Genomic DNA, 16,722 nt, shown 5'->3' with positions numbered 1-16,722 from the left:
ACATGGCAGCCTATATCTTCAGACGCCTGCTGTTGGTGATCCCGACGCTGTTCGGCATCCTGCTGGTGAACTTTGCCCTGGTGCAGTTTGTGCCCGGCGGTCCGGTAGAGCAGATCATCGCCCAGCTGGAAGGCGGCGGCGACGTGTTCGAAGGCTTTGCCGGCGGCGGCGGCGATACCGGCACCGAGGCGATCAGCGCCAATGAAAACTACGCCGGCCGTCAGGGCCTGCCGCCTGAGCTGATCGAGGAACTGCAGCAGCAGTTCGGCCTTGATAAGCCGCCACTGGAGCGCTTCCTGACAATGCTTGGCAATTATGCCCGCTTTGATTTCGGCGAGAGTTATTTCCGCAAGATCGACGTGACCGACTTGGTGCTGGAGAAAATGCCGGTTTCAATCTCGCTTGGTCTGTGGTCCACGCTGATCGCCTATATGATCTCGATCCCGATGGGCATCCGCAAGGCGCTGCGGGACGGCTCGCGCTTTGACACCTGGACCAGCGGTTTCATCATCGCCGCCTATGCGATCCCGTCGTTCCTGTTTGCAATTATGCTGCTGGTGCTGTTTGCCGGCGGTTCCTACTGGCAGATCTTCCCGCTCCGGGGCCTCACCTCCGACAACTGGGATCAGCTGAGCCTGATCGGTAAGATCGGCGATTATGCCTGGCACATCGCGCTGCCGGTGCTGGCCTCGACTATCGGCGCCTTTGCAACGCTGACGCTGCTGACCAAGAACTCCTTTCTGGACGAGATCAAGAAGCAATACGTGATGACCGCCCGCGCCAAGGGCCTCAGCGAGAACCGGGTGCTGTACGGTCACGTGTTCCGCAACGCGATGCTGATTGTGATTGCCGGCTTTCCCTCGGTTTTTATCGGCGTGTTTTTCTCCGGCTCGCTGATCATCGAGACGATCTTCTCGCTCGACGGTCTTGGCCGGCTGGGGTTTGAGGCCGCGGTGGCGCGCGACTACCCGGTGATTTTCGGCACTCTGTTCATCTTCGGCTTGATGAGCCTGGTTGTCGGCATCGTCTCGGACCTGATGTATGTGCTGGTCGACCCGCGCATCGACTTTGACAAGCGGGAGGGCTGACTGATGGCACTTTCCCCCTGAACCAGCGCCGCTGGAACAATTTCCGCAAGAATAAGCGCGCCTCCTGGTCGCTGATCCTGTTCACCGTGCTGTTCACATGTTCGCTTTTTGCCGAGTTCATCGCCAACGACAAACCAATCCTGGTGAGCTACCGCGGCGGGATCTACGCACCGGTGTTCAAATTCTACCCCGAAACCCGTTTCGGCGGCGATTTCCAGACCGAGGCGATCTACAGCGATCCTGAGGTGGAATGCCTGATCCGCTCCGGCGGGATCGAGGACTGCTTTGACGAACCCGAACAGATCCTGGAAGAAATCGCCGCTGGCACCTATGCCGCGGAGGGGTTCCAGCAGGGCTGGACCCTTTGGCCGCCGATCCCCTACAGCTTCAACACCACCGTTGACCGTCCCGGTGCCGCGCCGCTGCCGCCCAATGGCCAGAACCTGCTGGGCACCGATGACACCAAACGCGACGTGCTGGCACGGGTGATTCACGGCTTCCGCTTGTCGATCCTGTTCACCTTGATCGTGACCGGTGCTGCCACGGTGCTGGGCATCCTGGCCGGCGCGGTGCAGGGTTTTTTCGGCGGCTGGCTGGATCTGGTGTTCCAGCGCATCATTGAAATTTGGAGCTCCACCCCGACGCTTTATGTGATCATCATCATGTTTGCGATCCTGGGGCGCGGTTTCTGGCTCTTGGTGTTCCTGATGATCCTGTTCGGCTGGACTGCGCTGGTCGGCGTGGTACGGGCCGAATTCCTGCGCGCCCGCAATCTTGAGTACGTTCGTGCCGCCAAGGCGCTGGGGGTCGGCAATATGACCATCATGTTCCGCCACATGCTGCCCAATGCAATGGTGGCAACGCTGACCATGCTGCCCTTTATCGTGACCGGCACTATTTCGGCGCTGGCGGGGCTGGACTTCCTCGGCTTCGGCCTGCCGTCCTCGGCGCCAAGCCTGGGGGAGTTGACCCTGCAGGCCAAGCAGAACCTGGAGGCCCCCTGGCTGGCCTTCACCGCCTTTTTCACCTTTGCCATCATGCTGTCGCTGCTGGTCTTCATCTTTGAAGGCGTGCGCGATGCCTTCGACCCGCGGAAGACGTTTTCATGAGGATGCTGTCGAAGCACGGCAATAGGGCGAAGCCTGCCTGGGGAGGCGCAGCCCGGGCCGCAAGCGTCCCGGACGAAGAACGGGGCAATGGAGCCGCAAAAGAATGACCGCAAATTCCTCCCCCCTCCTGAATGTCCAGAACCTCCGCGTCTCCTTCCGCCAGGACGGCAAGGTGACAGAGGCCGTGCGCGGCGTCTCCTTCTCCGTCGGCCGCGGCGAGACGGTTGCCCTGGTGGGCGAAAGCGGCTCGGGCAAATCGGTCTCGGCGCTCTCCACTGTGTCGCTGCTGGGCGACAGCGCCATGGTGAGCGGCTCCGTCACCTACGGCGGCACCGAAATGGTGGGCGCCGATGAGAAGCACCTGATGGATGTGCGCGGCAATGACATCAGCTTCATCTTTCAGGAGCCGATGACCTCGCTCAACCCGCTGCACACCATTGAACGCCAGCTGGAGGAATCCATCGCCCTGCACCAAGGGCTGACGGGACGCGCGGCGCGGGAGCGTATTCTGGAGCTGATGAACAAGGTCGGCATCCGTGACGCGGAAAGCCGGCTCAGCGCCTATCCGCATCAGCTGTCGGGCGGCCAGCGGCAGCGGGTGATGATTGCCATGGCGCTGGCCAACAAGCCCGACATCCTGATCGCGGACGAACCCACAACGGCGCTGGATGTGACTATCCAGGCGCAGATCCTGGACCTTTTGGCGGACCTTAAGAAAAGCGAGGGCATGGGGCTGTTGTTCATCACCCATGATCTTGGCATCGTGCGCCGCATCGCCGACCGTGTCTGCGTGATGAAGGACGGTGAAATAGTCGAGGAAGGCCCGGCGGCAGAGATCTTTGCCAATCCGCAGCACGCCTACACCCGGAAACTGCTGGCAGCCGAGCCATCGGGAACGCCTCCGCCGGTGCCGGATGACGCCAAAGAGCTGGTGGCGGCGCAGGACCTGAAAGTCTGGTTCCCGATCCAGCGCGGCCTGTTGAAACGCACTGTGGGCCATGTGAAGGCGGTGAACCCGATGTCGCTCTCAGTGCGGAGTGGCGAAACCCTGGGTATCGTCGGCGAATCCGGATCCGGCAAAACCACGCTGGCACTTGCCATCATGCGGCTGATTGCCTCCGAGGGCGCGGTCACCTTCCAGGGGCAGGACCTGCGCAAATGGTCCACCCGCGACCTGCGTGCTTTGCGCAAGGATATGCAGATCGTGTTCCAGGATCCCTTCGGCTCGCTCAGCCCGCGGATGACCTGCGCTCAGATCATCTCCGAGGGGCTGGCGATCCACAAGGTCGACCAGCACCGCAAACCCCGCGAGCTGGTGGCCGAGGTGATGCAGGAGGTCGGCCTGGACCCGGCGGCGATGGACCGTTACCCGCATGAGTTCTCCGGCGGTCAGCGCCAGCGCATTGCCATCGCCCGCGCCATGGTGCTGCGCCCCAAACTGGTGGTGCTGGACGAGCCGACCTCGGCCTTGGACATGACGGTGCAGGTGCAGATTGTCGAGCTGCTGCGCGACCTGCAGGCGCGTTATGGTCTCGCCTATCTGTTCATCAGCCACGACCTGAACGTGGTGCGGGCGATGTCGCACAAGGTGGTGGTGATGAACCAGGGCGACGTGGTGGAGACCGGCGCGGCGGAGGCGCTTTTCACCAACCCGCAGGCAGACTACACCCGCAGGCTGCTGGCGGCGGCGGGGTGACCCGCCCCTGATTAACATTGTGGCAGGCTTTGCAGCATTTATGCGCACGCTGCCGGCGCAACGCCCACAAGTTGCGGCAGTGCGATTGACCAAATGTTTCGCGCGCGAAACATTGCGGCAGCGGTGCTGACCTATCTGTGTCACCCCGGAACAGGCGGAAACCTCCCGCGCCCGCAGGCCCGCCCGGCTGATGCCAGACGGGCCTTAGCGGCGTTGGGCCATATGGCGCAGCGGCGACGGGCGGGAGAGGCTGGCAATCCGGGAGAGATTTCAAACCGCTGTACTGTGGGCAGCCGTGCTGAGATCATAGGCGTCAAAGCTGCGGGCGATCATCCGGGTCAGCGGACGGGCCTCCTCGCGGATAGCAAGGCCTTGGGCGGACACCGAAAGCATGCCAGGGAAGGCGGCGCCGGCCTCGGCGAACATCCTTTCCAATCTTGCGGCAGGCACGGCAAAGCGCGACAGGATCTCCTCCCGGCTGATCCGGAAGTCGCACATCAACGCCTCGATCAGCCGCGCCCGCAAGAGATCTTCGCCGCGGAACCCGTGGCCGCGAGCAGTGGCGAATTGCCCGTCGCGGATAGCACGGATATAGGCCGATGTGCCCGGTGCATTCTGCGCATAGCCCTGTGGAAACCGTGAGATCGCCGAGGCGCCGACCCCGATCAGCACCTCCGCCGGGTCATTTGTATAACCTTGGAAACTACGCCGCAGCCGCCCGGTCCGCTGCGCCACCGCCAGCCCGTCATCGGGCCGTGCAAAGTGATCGATACCGACCTCCCGGTAGCCGTCCCACAGGAACAGCCGGCGGGCGGTCTCAAACAGCTGCAGCCGGGCTTCGGGCGTTGGCAGAGTGTCCGAGCGGATCATGCTTTGCCGCCCGGCCATCCAGGGCACATGGGCATAGCCGTAAACCGCCACCCGGCCTGGGGTCAGCGAAACGAGCTTTTGCACGCTTTCGGTCATTCCTGCCGGTGTCTGATACGGCAGCCCGTACAGGATATCGGCGTTCAGGCCGTCAATTCCATGGTTGCGCAGCTGTTCGATGGCCGTCCGGGTCGACTCGAAGCTTTGGATGCGGCCAATCGCCTGCTGAATGGTGCTGTCGAAATCCTGAACCCCGACCGTGGCATGGGTCATGCCGGACCCGGCCAGCGCCTCCAGCCGCCGGTCCCCGATCTCATTCGGGTCGATTTCAACCGAGAACTCCGCCCGGGGCGCCAGTGGAATGGCCTCTGCGATGGTGCTGGCCAGATCGCGGATCAGCTCAGCGTTCAGGATCGTCGGAGTGCCGCCGCCCCAATGCAGGCGCGACAGCGTCACGCCCTCCGGCAGCTGCTCCCGCAGCAGTGCAATCTCGGCCTTCAATACCTGAACATAGGCCTCCACCGGCGCGTCCGAGCGGGTGCCCTGGGTGCGGCAGGCACAGAACCAGCACAGCCTGCGGCAGAACGGCACATGCACGTACATGGAAATACTGCTGCCGGGGGCAACCTTTGACACCCAGCCGGAAAACCGGGCGGGATCCACTGCATCTCCGAAATGCGGCGCCGTCGGGTAACTTGTATAGCGCGGCACTTTGGCGTCGAATAATCCGAGTTCGGCCAATTGAGGTTTCTGATCCATTCCTTTAGTTTTAGGCACGCCGGACAGGCAAACCTTGACCCAGATCAACCGGGATCCCCTGATGCACGCTCCAGTATTGTCACAGTCCAGATGCGGCGACTGCCCGATCCGCCACCGCGCCGTCTGCGCGCGCTGCAACGCGGATGAGCTGGAGGAGCTGGATGCGGTCAAATACTACCGCACCTATGAGGCCGGCCAGCCGGTCATCTGGTCCGGCGATGTGATGACCTTTGTCGGGTCCGTGGTGTCGGGCATTGCCTCGCTGACCCAGACGATGGAGGACGGGCGCACCCAGATGGTGGGGCTGCTGCTGCCCAGCGATTTTGTCGGCCGGCCCGGACGTGAAGGGGCGGCATATGATGTGGTGGCGACCACCGACGTCGTGATGTGCTGCTTCCGCAAGAAACCGTTTGAAGAGCTGATGGAGCGCACCCCGCATATCGCCCACCGGCTGCTGGAGATGACGCTGGATGAGCTGGACGCCGCCCGCGAATGGATGCTGGTGCTGGGCCGCAAGACAGCGCGCGAGAAGATTGCCAGCCTCTTGTCGATCATTGCCCGGCGCGATGCCTCGCTGACACCGCGCGGCGCCACCAGCCGCATGGTGTTCGACCTGCCGCTGACCCGCGAGGCGATGGCGGATTACCTGGGCCTGACACTGGAAACCGTGAGCCGGCAGATTTCGGCTTTGAAGAGGGACGGTGTTATTGAGCTGGAAGGCAAGCGTCACGTCACAGTGCCCGACATGCGCCGCCTGATGGAAGAGGCCGGCGACGACAGCGACGGCGGCTTCCTGGGCTAAGGCCGCATTTCCTGCAATCCCATATTTGTTCTCTACCAGCCAGCCCGCCACCCGTACCGCGGGGCTGAGCGGGCCTGAGGCGCGCAGGCTCCACAGCCGCAGGTCCCGTGGCAGGCTGGCCCGGATGTCAAATGCCGCCACCAGCTTGCCGCTGGCCAGCAGCGGCGCTGGCGATGAGCCTGCCGGATTGGGTGGAGCACGGTGCGGGTTATGCCCAGGCCATGGCGTATCTATCACAGGCACTGGCGCAGGAGCTGGCAAGGCAGGGGCCGCCGGTCTTTGACACCGCGTAAGGTGCGGCACAATCGCAACAGTTCGCGCTGGAGGCAGCAGTGTTTGGCAGCGGCCACGCGGCCTCAAAGCCTCTGCGCAAGGCCGGGTTCCTGGCCTGCGGCATCGGCCTGCCGCTGGCGCAGGTACCGGGCGGCATGATCGGGTTGCGCATCGGGACCTCTGAATTGGTGCGCCGCGGGGTGGAGCCAAAGCACGACGGCGCTTAGCCGAGCTGATGGCTCGTGGCCTGCGGCCAGAGGTCCCGGTGGCGCTGGCGGGGAAATTGCAGAGTTCCGCGAGGCTTTTCAAGGGATGCACTACGTCCGCCAGGGTTAAGACCGGAAGAACAGGGAGGGGGCCTCCCGCGCCTGCGCGTGCCCGGCTGTGCCGGACCCGCTGGCAGCCTTGGGCGTGGCACCGCAAAGCGGTGCCACGCCCAACGGGAGGAGGCCCTTCAGCAAGAAGGGCGGACGACGGGCGGGAGCTGCGCCGCTTTGCAGCGCTTGCCGTCAGGTTCCTTGATGGCTGCAGGTGACCCGGTGCCGCGGGTGTGGTCTATTGGGGTAATCACAACAAACGGAGGCGGAAATGCAGTTTGGAAGCTTGATCGGGATGCTGATCGTGGGGGCGCTGGCCGGCTGGCTGTCAGGCAAGATCATGCAAGGGCGCGGCTTTGGCATTCTCGGCAATATCATCGTCGGCGTGGTTGGCGCCTTTCTGGCGGGAACGATCTTTCCGGCACTGGGGTTTGCCGCGGGCGGTGGTTTCATCTGGTCGCTGATCCATGCCACCATCGGGGCGGTGATCCTGCTGTTCCTGATCGGCCTCATACGCAAGGCCGGGTAGGGCGCAGGCGGCGATTGACGAAAAAAGGCGCCCCCGCAGGGCGCCCTTTATTGTTCGGCAAGATTGCTGACTGATGGGGTCGTCAATGCGCCATCAGCACCGGTACCTTGGCCTGTTCCAGCATGTTGCGGGTGGCGCCGCCAAGGATTGCTTCGCGGAAGCGGGAATGGCCGTAGGCGCCCATCACAATCAGATCAGCGGCGGTGTCCGCCGCATGGCGGTTCAGCACATCGGATACCCGGGTCAGGGTCTTGCTGAGCACATCGATCTCGCAGGCCACCCCGTGCCGGGACAGCATCTGCGCCAGCAAACCGCCAGGGTCGGAGCGTTCCGGCCCGTGCTGCGGCGGGTCGATCACTGCGATACGCACCAGATCGGCGCCTATCAGGAATGGCATTGCCCGCCGGATCGCGGTCATCGCCTCAATGCTTTCGTTCCAGGCCACCAGAACGGTTTCGGGCTGGCGCATCGGTGCGGCATTGTCGGGCACCACCAGCACCGGGGCGCGGCCTTCGAACAGGGCGGCTTCGACAATCGGTTCGGCTTCGGCACGCTTGCCCGGGCCATAGGGTTTGCTCAGCACAACCAGGTCGGAAAAACGCGCCTGACGCGCTACATGGCGGCCGAGGTCGGCGATTTGGGCCACACCGCTGTCGGTGGAAAATGGCACGCCGGCCTGCTGCAGCGCGGTTTCGGCCTGGGCCTCGACCTGCTCGGCCTCTTCCTGGGCACGGGACAGGGTTTCCTGCAGGACCATCGCATTGGCGCCTGCGTAATAATAGCCGGTCTGGGTCCGGTCGACCCCAAGGCAGAGCGCATCGGCATGAGCGCCAAAGTCTTCGGCCAGGGCCGTAATCTGCGCCAAGGGCGCTGCTGCTGTTTCCGCAGCTGTGAGAATGGTAAGCAAGGACTTGTAGGACATTGGCACCTCTCGGCGGATGATGCGGCGCAGCCCGGATAGCCGCGATGCGGAGAATTTCGTTACACGGGCAGATGTGTCACATGTTGCGTGGATATGTCTTGATGCAGATCAAGGTATCAAGGATGCGCCTTTTGCATGAAGGGCGCGGTCTAATAACGTTCCCGTATCCGCAGGATTCGCGGGGGCATGGCAAAGGGACGCAAGATGTCTAACTATATCAAGCTGATAGCGCTTGGTCTGGTCACGCTGTTTGCGATGATCGGGTCCAATTACGCGCGGGATCTGGCTTACCAGGTGCATGCGATCATCGTGATGATCGTGGCTGGCGGCCTGTTTCTTTATACTTTGCGCCACACCAACGAGCCGAAACCGGCAGTTATTGGTCTGGAAAATGAGTATTTCGACAGCGTGATCCGCGCTGGTACAATTGCAACCGCCTTTTGGGGCGTGGTCGGATTTCTGGCCGGGACTTTCATAGCGTTCCAGCTGGCCTTTCCGGCACTGAATTTCGAGTGGGCGCAAGGCCTGGCTAATTTCGGCCGCCTGCGTCCGCTGCATACCTCGGCAGTGATTTTCGCCTTTGGCGGCAACGCGCTGATCGCAACCTCGTTTTATGTGGTGCAGCGCACCTCCGCGGCGCGGCTGTGGGGCGGCAACCTGGCGTGGTTCGTGTTCTGGGGCTACCAGCTGTTCATCGTGCTGGCCGCGACCGGCTATCTGTTCGGCTCGACCCAGTCCAAGGAATATGCGGAACCCGAATGGCACGTTGACCTGTGGCTGACCGTGGTCTGGGTCGCCTATCTGGCGGTGTTCCTGGGCACCGTGATCAAACGCAAAGAGCCGCATATCTATGTGGCGAACTGGTTCTACCTGGCCTTCATCGTCACCGTGGCGATGCTGCATCTGGTCAACAACATGACCATTCCGGTGTCCATCTGGGGTTCCAAGTCGGTCATCGTCTGGCCGGGTGTGCAGGATGCGATGATCCAGTGGTGGTACGGCCACAACGCTGTGGGCTTCTTCCTGACCGCGGGCTTCCTGGGGATGATGTATTACTTCATCCCGAAACAGGCCGAACGTCCGGTGTTTTCCTACAAGCTGTCGATCATCCACTTCTGGGCTTTGATCTTCCTTTATATCTGGGCCGGTCCGCACCACCTGCATTACACCGCGCTACCGGACTGGGCCTCGACCCTGGGCATGGTGATGTCGATCATCCTTTGGATGCCCTCGTGGGGCGGCATGATCAACGGTCTGATGACCCTGTCAGGCGCTTGGGACAAGCTGCGCACCGATCCGGTGATCCGGATGATGGTGATCTCGGTCGGCTTTTACGGCATGTCCACCTTTGAAGGTCCGATGATGTCGATCCGCGCTGTGAACTCGCTGTCGCATTACACCGACTGGACCATTGGCCACGTGCATTCCGGTGCTTTGGGCTGGAACGGCATGATCACCTTTGGCGCGCTGTATTATCTGGTGCCGGTGCTGTGGAAGCGGGAGCGGCTGTACTCGCTGAGCCTCGTCAGCTGGCACTTCTGGCTCGCCACCATCGGTATCGTTCTCTATGCCGCATCCATGTGGGTGACTGGTATCATGGAAGGCCTGATGTGGCGCGAAGTGGATGCCAACGGCTTCCTGGTGAACTCCTTTGCCGACACTGTGGCAGCGAAGTTCCCGATGTATGTGGTGCGCGGCCTGGGCGGGGTCATGTTCCTCGCTGGTGCGCTTATCATGTGCTACAACCTGTGGATGACTGTCCGTAAGGCCCCGGCAAAAGAAGCCAGCCTGACGGTTCCGGTCCCGGCTGAATAAGGAGCCAGGCAGCTATGTCCATTCTCGACAAACATAAGATCCTCGAGACCAACGCGACCCTGTTGCTGATCTGCAGCTTCCTGGTTGTGACCATCGGCGGCCTGGTGCAGATTGCACCGCTGTTCTACCTGGAAAACACCATTGAGAAGGTGGAGGGCATGCGCCCTTACACCCCTCTCGAACTGGCGGGCCGGGACATCTACATCCGCGAAGGCTGCTATGTCTGCCACAGTCAGATGATCCGCCCGATGCGCGATGAGGTCGAACGCTACGGCCACTATTCGCTGGCGGCGGAGTCGATGTACGACCGTCCGTTCCAGTGGGGCTCCAAGCGGACCGGACCGGATCTGGCCCGTGTCGGCGGCCGCTACTCGGACGAGTGGCACGTCGACCACCTGCGCAACCCGCAGGCCGTGGTGCCGGAATCGGTGATGCCGAAATACGGCTTCCTTGAGCGTAAGCGGGTCGATGGCAAATACATTGGCGACGTGATGGCGACCAATGCGATGCTGGGCACGCCTTACACGGACGGGATGATCGAGGCCGCGCAGGCCGACTTCCGCGCCCAGGCAGATCCCGACAGCGACTATGACGGGCTGCTGGAGCGTTACGGCGAGAAGGTCAACGTGCGCAACTTCGACGGCCAGCCGGGGGTCTCCGAGGCCGATGCGCTGATCGCTTATCTGCAGATGATGGGCACGCTGGTCGATTTCTCGACCTTCACCCCGGACGCGAGCCGCTAAGGAGGGACAGATGGAATTCTACACACTCCTCAGGCAATTCGCGGACAGCTGGATGCTGCTGTTCCTGTTCACCTTCTTTATCGGTGTCGTGGTCTGGGCGTTCCGCCCGGGCAGCACCAAGGTTTACAAGGACACCGCCGACATCCCGTTCCGGCATGATGATGCACCGGCGCCCCGTGAAGATGCAGTCAAACCCGCCGGGACCAAGGAGGCGAGGGCATGAGCAAGAAATCGCAAAAGTTCGAAGGCGATCCGAACACCACCGGCCATGAGTGGGACGGGATCGAGGAATTCGACAACCCGATGCCGCGCTGGTGGCTGTGGACCCTGTATGCCACCATCATCTGGGGCGTTCTTTACACCATCGCCTATCCGGCCTGGCCGCTGATCAACGGCGCCACTGCCGGGGTGCTGGGCTGGTCGACCCGCGCCGACGTGGCGGCTGAAATCACCGCGGTGGAAGAAGCCAACGCGCCGGTCAACGCCAAGCTGGAAGCAACCGAGCTGACAGCCATTGCGGAAGATGCTGATCTGAACGCCTACGCGGTGTCGGCGGGTTCTGCCGTGTTCAAGACCTGGTGCGCCCAGTGCCACGGCTCCGGTGCGGCAGGGGCCAAGGGTTACCCGAACCTGCTGGACGACGACTGGCTGTGGGGCGGTTCGGTGGAGGATGTCCACGCCACCATCACTCACGGCATCCGCAACGAAGACAGCGATGATGCGCGCTATTCCGAGATGCCTGCATTCGGCCGTGACGAGCTGCTTGAGAAAGAAGAGATTTCCCAAGTGGTCAACTATGTGATGTCGCTGTCGGGCGAGGCGCAGGATGCCTCCAAGGTTGAGGCCGGATCGGTTGTCTTTGCCGACAATTGTGCCTCCTGCCACGCGGATGACGGCACTGGCGACCGCAGCCAGGGCGCGCCGAACCTGGCCGATGCGATCTGGCTTTACGGCGGCGATTACGCCACCCTGAGCGAGACCGTGACCAATTCGCGTTATGGCGTGATGCCGGCCTGGAACACCCGCCTGACCGAGGCGCAGATCCGGGCGGTCTCGTCTTATGTCCACCAGCTGGGCGGCGGCGAATAAGCCGGATCCGGTTGATCAGAATGATGAGAGGGCTGCCTGCGGGCGGCCCTTTTTCGTAGATTTGTGGTGATGGGAAGCTCGGCAGCCAACCCGAAGCAGACGCCGAAACTCATTGCAGCGAAAGCCTGGCGCGAGCCCGACGCAGTCATCCATCGTTGCTTGAACAGGACAATAAATTGCGCATTTGACAACACGTATTTACGGCCCGCATGCTAAAACTTGAAAATCGAGGTGGAACGACCAAAGGTAATTTCATGTTTAGATCATCAACCCGAAGTGAAGCAGAAAGTTTGTTAAGCGGACTTGCTCTTGGATTTTCTGCCGACCCATTCATGCGTTGGCTGTATCCTGAACCTGCCGATTTCCTTACCCACTTCCCGCGAGTAATGGACTTTTTTGGAGGGCGTGCATTTGAACAGGGTAGCGCGTTTCGAAACGATGATTTTACTGCTGGCGCACTTTGGCTTCCGCCAAGCGTTCACCCTGACGAAGAACAGCTTGTCGCGTGTTTTGAACAGACGGTCTCATCAGAAAAGCATGATGCGTTGTTCGAAACCTTTGGTCAGATGGACAATTATCATCCCGATGAGGACTGCTGGCATTTAGCTTTTATTGCGGTCGATCCAATTCGCCAAGGAAAAGGGCTGGGGGCCGCGTTGCTTGAATGCTGCCTCAAGCGTTGTGACGAAGATGGAAGACCTGCTTACTTAGAATCGACAAACCCTGCAAATTTATCGCTGTATAAGCGCTATGGCTTCCAAGAGATGGGTCTGATCAAAGCCGACCAAGCCCCACCCCTGTTTCCGATGTTTCGAGCCGCCCAATAGCGATAGAGTAAACGGCCGCACCGTCCCGCTGAGCCACCAGCCGCAACAAGGCTTTGCTTAGGTAGCCTCCAGCGCAAAGCGGCTGTAGAGGTTCAGTGCGGGATGCCCCTTAGCCCATCGAAGTCATCGAACTGCGTTTGCGGGCGCGGGCGGCGTCTGCTGTGGTGCTCCACCAGGCGATGCTGCCCCACAGCAGCACATAGAAAACACCGGTGCCAAGCACCAGCTCGCCGGGAAACGGGCCGATGTCAGCGCGGTCCACCGCTTGCTGCAGGGACAGGACAGCGGTTGGATGCACCACCAGTTTGCCCGCATAGGCCAGTGACTGGATCAGCAGGATCCAAAAGTAGTTGCGCCGGATCCGCCGTCCGATCGCAGTCATGACACTTACATGGTATTGGGGCCGCAGATAATCCGCGGCCAGAACGTCCTGCCAATGATCTTCCAGATGCAGGTCGCCCTCCTTCAGCATCGAGGTATAAAAATGCGTCTCCATCCAGCGGGCACGGGCGCGGAAGACGTTGAAATAGCGGTAGCGGCGGGCCTCCAGCATCAGGAAAAAGATGATCAGCACCCCCACCAGGATCAGCGGCAGGGGCGAGGCTTCGGGCGAGGAAAAGGAGATCGACAGTGCCACGCCCAGGGTGACGACCGACCAGTTTGTGGTGGTGTCCAACCGGGTGCGCCAGACGGTGCTGCGGTAGATCTCGCCCCGGTACAAATGCGCCAGGGCGCCGACTTCGGCCGCCGTCAGCGGTGCGCGGTCACTGGTGACCGCCTGTTCGCGCGTTTCGATGTTCATAAGGCCGAGCGTAGGTTTTTTCCCGGAGCCGGGCAATTATTTTGCGCCTTTTTGATCCGTGTCAAACTTTGCCGGCGGCAAACCGGGTAGAACCGCAGGTGAAAGAGATTGCTGCTTGGCTTAACAGCCCTCCTGGGCAGCATGATATCCCGCAAGGCCGACGTGCAGGCTGAACGGGGTCATGCGCCGGTTTTCCGATCTGTTCGCGCGTTTCCTGGAAAACCGGCGCTTTTTCTTTCTTCCCAAAGGTCAGGGTCTCAGGTCAGATGTTCTGGGGATGAATGCAGCGCGTTTTCGGCGGCCTTGCGGCGAGCCAGCGCATCAGCCGGGTGAACTTGCCTGAAGGGCGGTACAAGGGCCGGGCGCAGGCAGGTCCCGCAGCCTTACACAGTCCTGCCGCGTGGCGGTCATCATCGAGCGGGCATAGATATCAATCAGCATTTCAGTGCCTCCTATCCTGGCGTCTGTTTCTGATACTTGCGTGAATGCGCGATTCCTGCGAGTTAATTGGAATTGCGTTATGTAAGTTTGGGTTACATATGGATTGGCTGAACATGCCGCCATTGGCGGCGCTCAGGGCTTTTACCGCCTTTGCTGAGACCGGGAATGTGGTGCGGGCAGGCGCGGCGTTGAATGTCAGCCACGCTGCCATCAGCCAGCAGCTGCGCGCACTGGAGGCGCATTTGGGCGCAGCTTTGCTGGACCGCAGCGGCAGGGCGCTGGCGCTGACACCGGACGGAGAGCATCTGGCCCGTGCGCTGCATCTGGGGTTTGGCGCGATTGAGGCGGCGGTGCAGGAAATATCTGCCGCAGGGGCCGCCCGGCCGTTGCATGTGACCTGTACGCCGACGTTTGCCGCCCACTGGCTGATGCCGCGGCTGGCCGGGTTTCAGGCCGAGCATCCGGAGATTGATCTGGTGCTGGACCCGCGGGGCGAGATTGTCGAGCTGAAGCCGGGCGGTGTGGATATTGCCATCCGCTACGGCGACGGCAGCTGGCCGGGGCTGGAGACCGGGATGCTGCTGCAATCGCCGATGGTGGTCATTGCGGCGGGCAGTCTTCTGGACGGTCGGCAGGTGGCATCCCCGGAGGATCTGCTGGATCTGCCCTGGCTCGAAGAGCTGGGCACTTCGGAGGCCTCGCGCTGGCTGGAATCGCGCGGTGTCACCGAGGCTTTGCGCGGGCCGCGCACCCGGCTGCCCGGCAATCTGCTGATGCAGGCGGTACGGGCCGGCCAGGGGGTGGCAGTCAGTGTGCGGGAGTTTGTTGCCGAGGATCTGGACAGCGGGCGGTTGCTGGAACTGTTCACCGAAGGCACAGACCGGGGCTATCACATCGTGACCCGCCCCGGCGTGCTGCGCCGGGAGGCGCGCAAGCTGACCAGCTGGTTGCGGCGGCAGAAGAAGGAGGACCGGTGAAACTGGGGCATTCTGACGGAAATCTTCTTTGCAACGCCGCAATCGCTGCGCTGCGGCAACTTGCCCCTGGCGGCGCCGGGCGGGCAGGCATAGGTGGCGCTTTGACTTCGCAATGCGCTGAGATGGCGCCTGAAAACATGATTGTACGATACGCTTTTTGATCCACGTCAATGTTCTGGCATTATGCATCTGTGACAACGGCGCGAGACAGCCACAAGACGGAGAGTGTCCGTGAGCGATTCCAAACCAGCCCGAGCCTGTACGCCGCCCAGGAGCCGATCTTCCCGCGGCGCGTGTCCGGCCCGTTCCGGAACCTGAAATGGTACATCATGGCGGTGACGCTGGGGATCTACTATCTGACGCCGTGGATCCGCTGGGACCGCGGGCCGAGCTTGCCGGATCAGGCCGTGCTTTTGGATCTGGCGGGCCGCCGCTTCTATTTCTTTTGGATCGAGATCTGGCCGCATGAGTTTTACTTTGTGGCCGGATTGCTGATCATGGCGGGGCTGGGGCTGTTCCTGTTCACCTCGGCGCTGGGCCGGGTCTGGTGCGGCTACACCTGTCCGCAGACGGTGTGGACTGACCTGTTCATTCTGGTGGAGCGCTGGATCGAGGGCGACCGCAACGCCCGGCTGCGCCTGCACCGGCAGAAGAAGATGGATTTCCGCAAGGCGCGGCTGCGGCTGACAAAATGGGTGTCCTGGTTGCTGATCGGTCTCGCCACCGGCGGTGCCTGGGTGTTCTATTTCGCCGATGCGCCGACGCTGGCCTATGATCTGGTGACGCTGAATGCGCACCCCGTTGCCTATACCACCATGCTGGTGCTGACCGGTACCACCTTTCTGTTCGGCGGGTTCGCGCGCGAGCAGATCTGCATCTACGCCTGCCCCTGGCCGCGCATCCAGGCCGCGATGATGGATGAGGATACGCTGACCGTCGGCTACCGCGAGTGGCGGGGCGAGCCGCGCGGCAAACCGCGCAAAACCGACGAGGCGGGCACCGTGCATGGCGATTGCATTGACTGCATGGCCTGCGTCAACGTCTGCCCGATGGGGATCGACATCCGCGACGGCCAGCAGATGGAATGCATCACCTGCGCCCTGTGCATCGACGCCTGCGACGACGTGATGGCCAAGATCGGCAAGCCGCGCGGGCTGATCGACTATATGGCGCTGTCGGATGAGGCAGAGGAGCGCGCAGGCAAGCCGCCCAAGAACATCTGGAAGCACATCCTGCGGCCGCGCACCATCATGTACACCAGCCTCTGGTCGCTGGTCGGTGCGGGTCTGCTGTTTGCCCTGTTCATCCGTTCCGACATTGAATTGACCGTCGCACCTGAACGCAACCCGACCTTTGTGACGCTGTCCGATGGCGCGATCCGCAACACCTATGATGTGCGCCTGCGCAACAAGCACGGCGAGGACCGGGTGTTCAAACTGTCGATCAAGGGCGATCCGGCCATGCGGCTGCAGCTGGAGGGTACGATGTATCACTCGGTCAACGTGCCGGTCGATACCGCACTGCTGCAGCGGGTCTATATTGTGGCACCTAAGGGCTCCGCCCCGTCGCAGGCCGGGTCAACCCCGGTTCGCATCTGGGTGGAGGATCTGATAAACGGGGAACGTGCCCACAAGGACACCAGCTTTAACGGCACGGGGGACTGAGC

17 protein-coding genes are annotated in these 16,722 nt (G+C 62.0%); 14 read left to right on the top strand and 3 right to left on the bottom strand.

The window, feature by feature from the left end:
• Positions 1-2: 2 nt before the first annotated feature.
• From ETW23_RS16730 to ETW23_RS16720, 3 genes are all read left to right on the top strand, one after another.
• Positions 3-1,088 carry a microcin C ABC transporter permease YejB gene (locus ETW23_RS16730; protein ID WP_129369751.1) on the top strand — a complete coding sequence of 362 codons (1,086 nt, stop codon included), beginning with the start codon at positions 3-5 and terminating at the stop codon, positions 1,086-1,088.
• Positions 1,085-2,197, top strand: coding sequence for an ABC transporter permease (locus tag ETW23_RS16725; protein ID WP_134830686.1), 1,113 nt, complete (start codon positions 1,085-1,087; stop codon positions 2,195-2,197). Before ETW23_RS16730 ends, ETW23_RS16725 begins: the two co-directional genes overlap by 4 nt.
• 103 nt (positions 2,198-2,300) lie before the next feature.
• Positions 2,301-3,893: an ABC transporter ATP-binding protein gene (locus tag ETW23_RS16720; protein ID WP_134830685.1), complete on the top strand. Its 1,593-nt coding sequence runs from the start codon at positions 2,301-2,303 to the stop codon at positions 3,891-3,893.
• A gap of 270 nt (positions 3,894-4,163) precedes the next feature.
• On the opposite strand, the gene hemN is transcribed toward ETW23_RS16720, so the two are convergent.
• On the bottom strand, positions 4,164-5,519 hold the full coding sequence (gene hemN, locus ETW23_RS16715; RefSeq protein WP_134830684.1) for an oxygen-independent coproporphyrinogen III oxidase: 1,356 nt from the start codon (positions 5,517-5,519) through the stop codon (positions 4,164-4,166).
• 61 nt (positions 5,520-5,580) lie between these two features.
• Between hemN and fnrL the strand changes: the two genes are divergently transcribed.
• From fnrL to ETW23_RS16695, 4 genes are all read left to right on the top strand, one after another.
• Positions 5,581-6,321, top strand: a complete 741-nt coding sequence (gene fnrL, locus ETW23_RS16710; protein WP_129369755.1) for a transcriptional regulator FnrL — start codon at positions 5,581-5,583, stop codon at positions 6,319-6,321.
• A gap of 131 nt (positions 6,322-6,452) precedes the next feature.
• Positions 6,453-6,614 carry a hypothetical protein gene (locus tag ETW23_RS25435; RefSeq protein ID WP_205879913.1) on the top strand — a complete coding sequence of 54 codons (162 nt, stop codon included), beginning with the start codon at positions 6,453-6,455 and terminating at the stop codon, positions 6,612-6,614.
• A gap of 39 nt (positions 6,615-6,653) precedes the next feature.
• Positions 6,654-6,821: a hypothetical protein gene (locus ETW23_RS25430; protein WP_205879912.1), complete on the top strand. Its 168-nt coding sequence runs from the start codon at positions 6,654-6,656 to the stop codon at positions 6,819-6,821.
• Between the two features lie 361 nt (positions 6,822-7,182).
• Complete coding sequence (locus ETW23_RS16695; protein ID WP_129369757.1) at positions 7,183-7,440, top strand: GlsB/YeaQ/YmgE family stress response membrane protein; 258 nt, start codon at positions 7,183-7,185, stop codon at positions 7,438-7,440.
• A gap of 82 nt (positions 7,441-7,522) precedes the next feature.
• Here the strand turns inward: ETW23_RS16695 and ETW23_RS16690 are convergent, their stop codons facing one another.
• Entirely contained in the window at positions 7,523-8,362 is an 840-nt protein-coding gene (locus ETW23_RS16690; RefSeq protein WP_129369758.1) for a universal stress protein, read from the bottom strand.
• A gap of 204 nt (positions 8,363-8,566) precedes the next feature.
• Between ETW23_RS16690 and ccoN the strand changes: the two genes are divergently transcribed.
• From ccoN to ETW23_RS16665, 5 genes are all read left to right on the top strand, one after another.
• Complete coding sequence (gene ccoN, locus ETW23_RS16685) at positions 8,567-10,177, top strand: cytochrome-c oxidase, cbb3-type subunit I (RefSeq protein ID WP_129369759.1); 1,611 nt, start codon at positions 8,567-8,569, stop codon at positions 10,175-10,177.
• A gap of 14 nt (positions 10,178-10,191) precedes the next feature.
• Positions 10,192-10,920, top strand: a complete 729-nt coding sequence (ccoO, locus tag ETW23_RS16680; RefSeq protein ID WP_129369760.1) for a cytochrome-c oxidase, cbb3-type subunit II — start codon at positions 10,192-10,194, stop codon at positions 10,918-10,920.
• Positions 10,921-10,930: 10 nt separating this feature from the next.
• Complete coding sequence (locus ETW23_RS16675; protein WP_129369761.1) at positions 10,931-11,143, top strand: cbb3-type cytochrome c oxidase subunit 3; 213 nt, start codon at positions 10,931-10,933, stop codon at positions 11,141-11,143.
• Entirely contained in the window at positions 11,140-12,009 is an 870-nt protein-coding gene (gene ccoP / locus ETW23_RS16670; RefSeq protein WP_134830683.1) for a cytochrome-c oxidase, cbb3-type subunit III, read from the top strand. The genes ETW23_RS16675 and ccoP overlap by 4 nt, the downstream gene beginning before the upstream one ends.
• Positions 12,010-12,218: 209 nt before the next feature.
• Positions 12,219-12,836, top strand: a complete 618-nt coding sequence (locus ETW23_RS16665) for an N-acetyltransferase (RefSeq protein ID WP_134830682.1) — start codon at positions 12,219-12,221, stop codon at positions 12,834-12,836.
• A gap of 109 nt (positions 12,837-12,945) precedes the next feature.
• Here ETW23_RS16665 and ETW23_RS16660 read toward each other — a convergent pair whose 3' ends face one another.
• Positions 12,946-13,638, bottom strand: a complete 693-nt coding sequence (locus tag ETW23_RS16660; protein ID WP_129369764.1) for a DUF2270 domain-containing protein — start codon at positions 13,636-13,638, stop codon at positions 12,946-12,948.
• Positions 13,639-14,177: 539 nt separating this feature from the next.
• Between ETW23_RS16660 and ETW23_RS16655 the strand changes: the two genes are divergently transcribed.
• Entirely contained in the window at positions 14,178-15,056 is an 879-nt protein-coding gene (locus ETW23_RS16655) for a LysR family transcriptional regulator (RefSeq protein ID WP_134830681.1), read from the top strand.
• Positions 15,057-15,385: 329 nt separating this feature from the next.
• Positions 15,386-16,720, top strand: a complete 1,335-nt coding sequence (gene ccoG, locus ETW23_RS16650) for a cytochrome c oxidase accessory protein CcoG (RefSeq protein ID WP_239032627.1) — start codon at positions 15,386-15,388, stop codon at positions 16,718-16,720.
• Positions 16,721-16,722 lie beyond the last annotated feature (2 nt).

This window comes from Leisingera sp. NJS201, from assembly GCF_004535885.1.
GTDB lineage: Bacteria > Pseudomonadota > Alphaproteobacteria > Rhodobacterales > Rhodobacteraceae > Leisingera.
The sequence above is the reverse complement of the archived record's forward strand: the minus strand, read 5'-3'. Positions and strand labels throughout refer to the sequence as shown.

What these genes read in the sequence shown, in the direction of transcription:
- ETW23_RS16730 (WP_129369751.1), top strand. Translation starts at nt 3, where the DNA reads ATGGCAGCCTATATCTTCAGACGCCTGCTGTTGGTGATCCCGACGCTG.
- ETW23_RS16720 (WP_134830685.1), top strand. Translation starts at nt 2,301, where the DNA reads ATGACCGCAAATTCCTCCCCCCTCCTGAATGTCCAGAACCTCCGCGTC.
- hemN (WP_134830684.1), bottom strand. Translation starts at nt 5,519, where the DNA reads ATGGATCAGAAACCTCAATTGGCCGAACTCGGATTATTCGACGCCAAA.
- fnrL (WP_129369755.1), top strand. Translation starts at nt 5,581, where the DNA reads ATGCACGCTCCAGTATTGTCACAGTCCAGATGCGGCGACTGCCCGATC.
- ETW23_RS25435 (WP_205879913.1), top strand. Translation starts at nt 6,453, where the DNA reads ATGCCGCCACCAGCTTGCCGCTGGCCAGCAGCGGCGCTGGCGATGAGC.
- ETW23_RS16695 (WP_129369757.1), top strand. Translation starts at nt 7,183, where the DNA reads ATGCAGTTTGGAAGCTTGATCGGGATGCTGATCGTGGGGGCGCTGGCC.
- ETW23_RS16690 (WP_129369758.1), bottom strand. Translation starts at nt 8,362, where the DNA reads ATGTCCTACAAGTCCTTGCTTACCATTCTCACAGCTGCGGAAACAGCA.
- ccoN (WP_129369759.1), top strand. Translation starts at nt 8,567, where the DNA reads ATGTCTAACTATATCAAGCTGATAGCGCTTGGTCTGGTCACGCTGTTT.
- ccoO (WP_129369760.1), top strand. Translation starts at nt 10,192, where the DNA reads ATGTCCATTCTCGACAAACATAAGATCCTCGAGACCAACGCGACCCTG.
- ETW23_RS16675 (WP_129369761.1), top strand. Translation starts at nt 10,931, where the DNA reads ATGGAATTCTACACACTCCTCAGGCAATTCGCGGACAGCTGGATGCTG.
- ccoP (WP_134830683.1), top strand. Translation starts at nt 11,140, where the DNA reads ATGAGCAAGAAATCGCAAAAGTTCGAAGGCGATCCGAACACCACCGGC.
- ETW23_RS16665 (WP_134830682.1), top strand. Translation starts at nt 12,219, where the DNA reads ATGCTAAAACTTGAAAATCGAGGTGGAACGACCAAAGGTAATTTCATG.
- ETW23_RS16660 (WP_129369764.1), bottom strand. Translation starts at nt 13,638, where the DNA reads ATGAACATCGAAACGCGCGAACAGGCGGTCACCAGTGACCGCGCACCG.
- ETW23_RS16655 (WP_134830681.1), top strand. Translation starts at nt 14,178, where the DNA reads ATGGATTGGCTGAACATGCCGCCATTGGCGGCGCTCAGGGCTTTTACC.
- ccoG (WP_239032627.1), top strand. Translation starts at nt 15,386, where the DNA reads ATGGCGGTGACGCTGGGGATCTACTATCTGACGCCGTGGATCCGCTGG.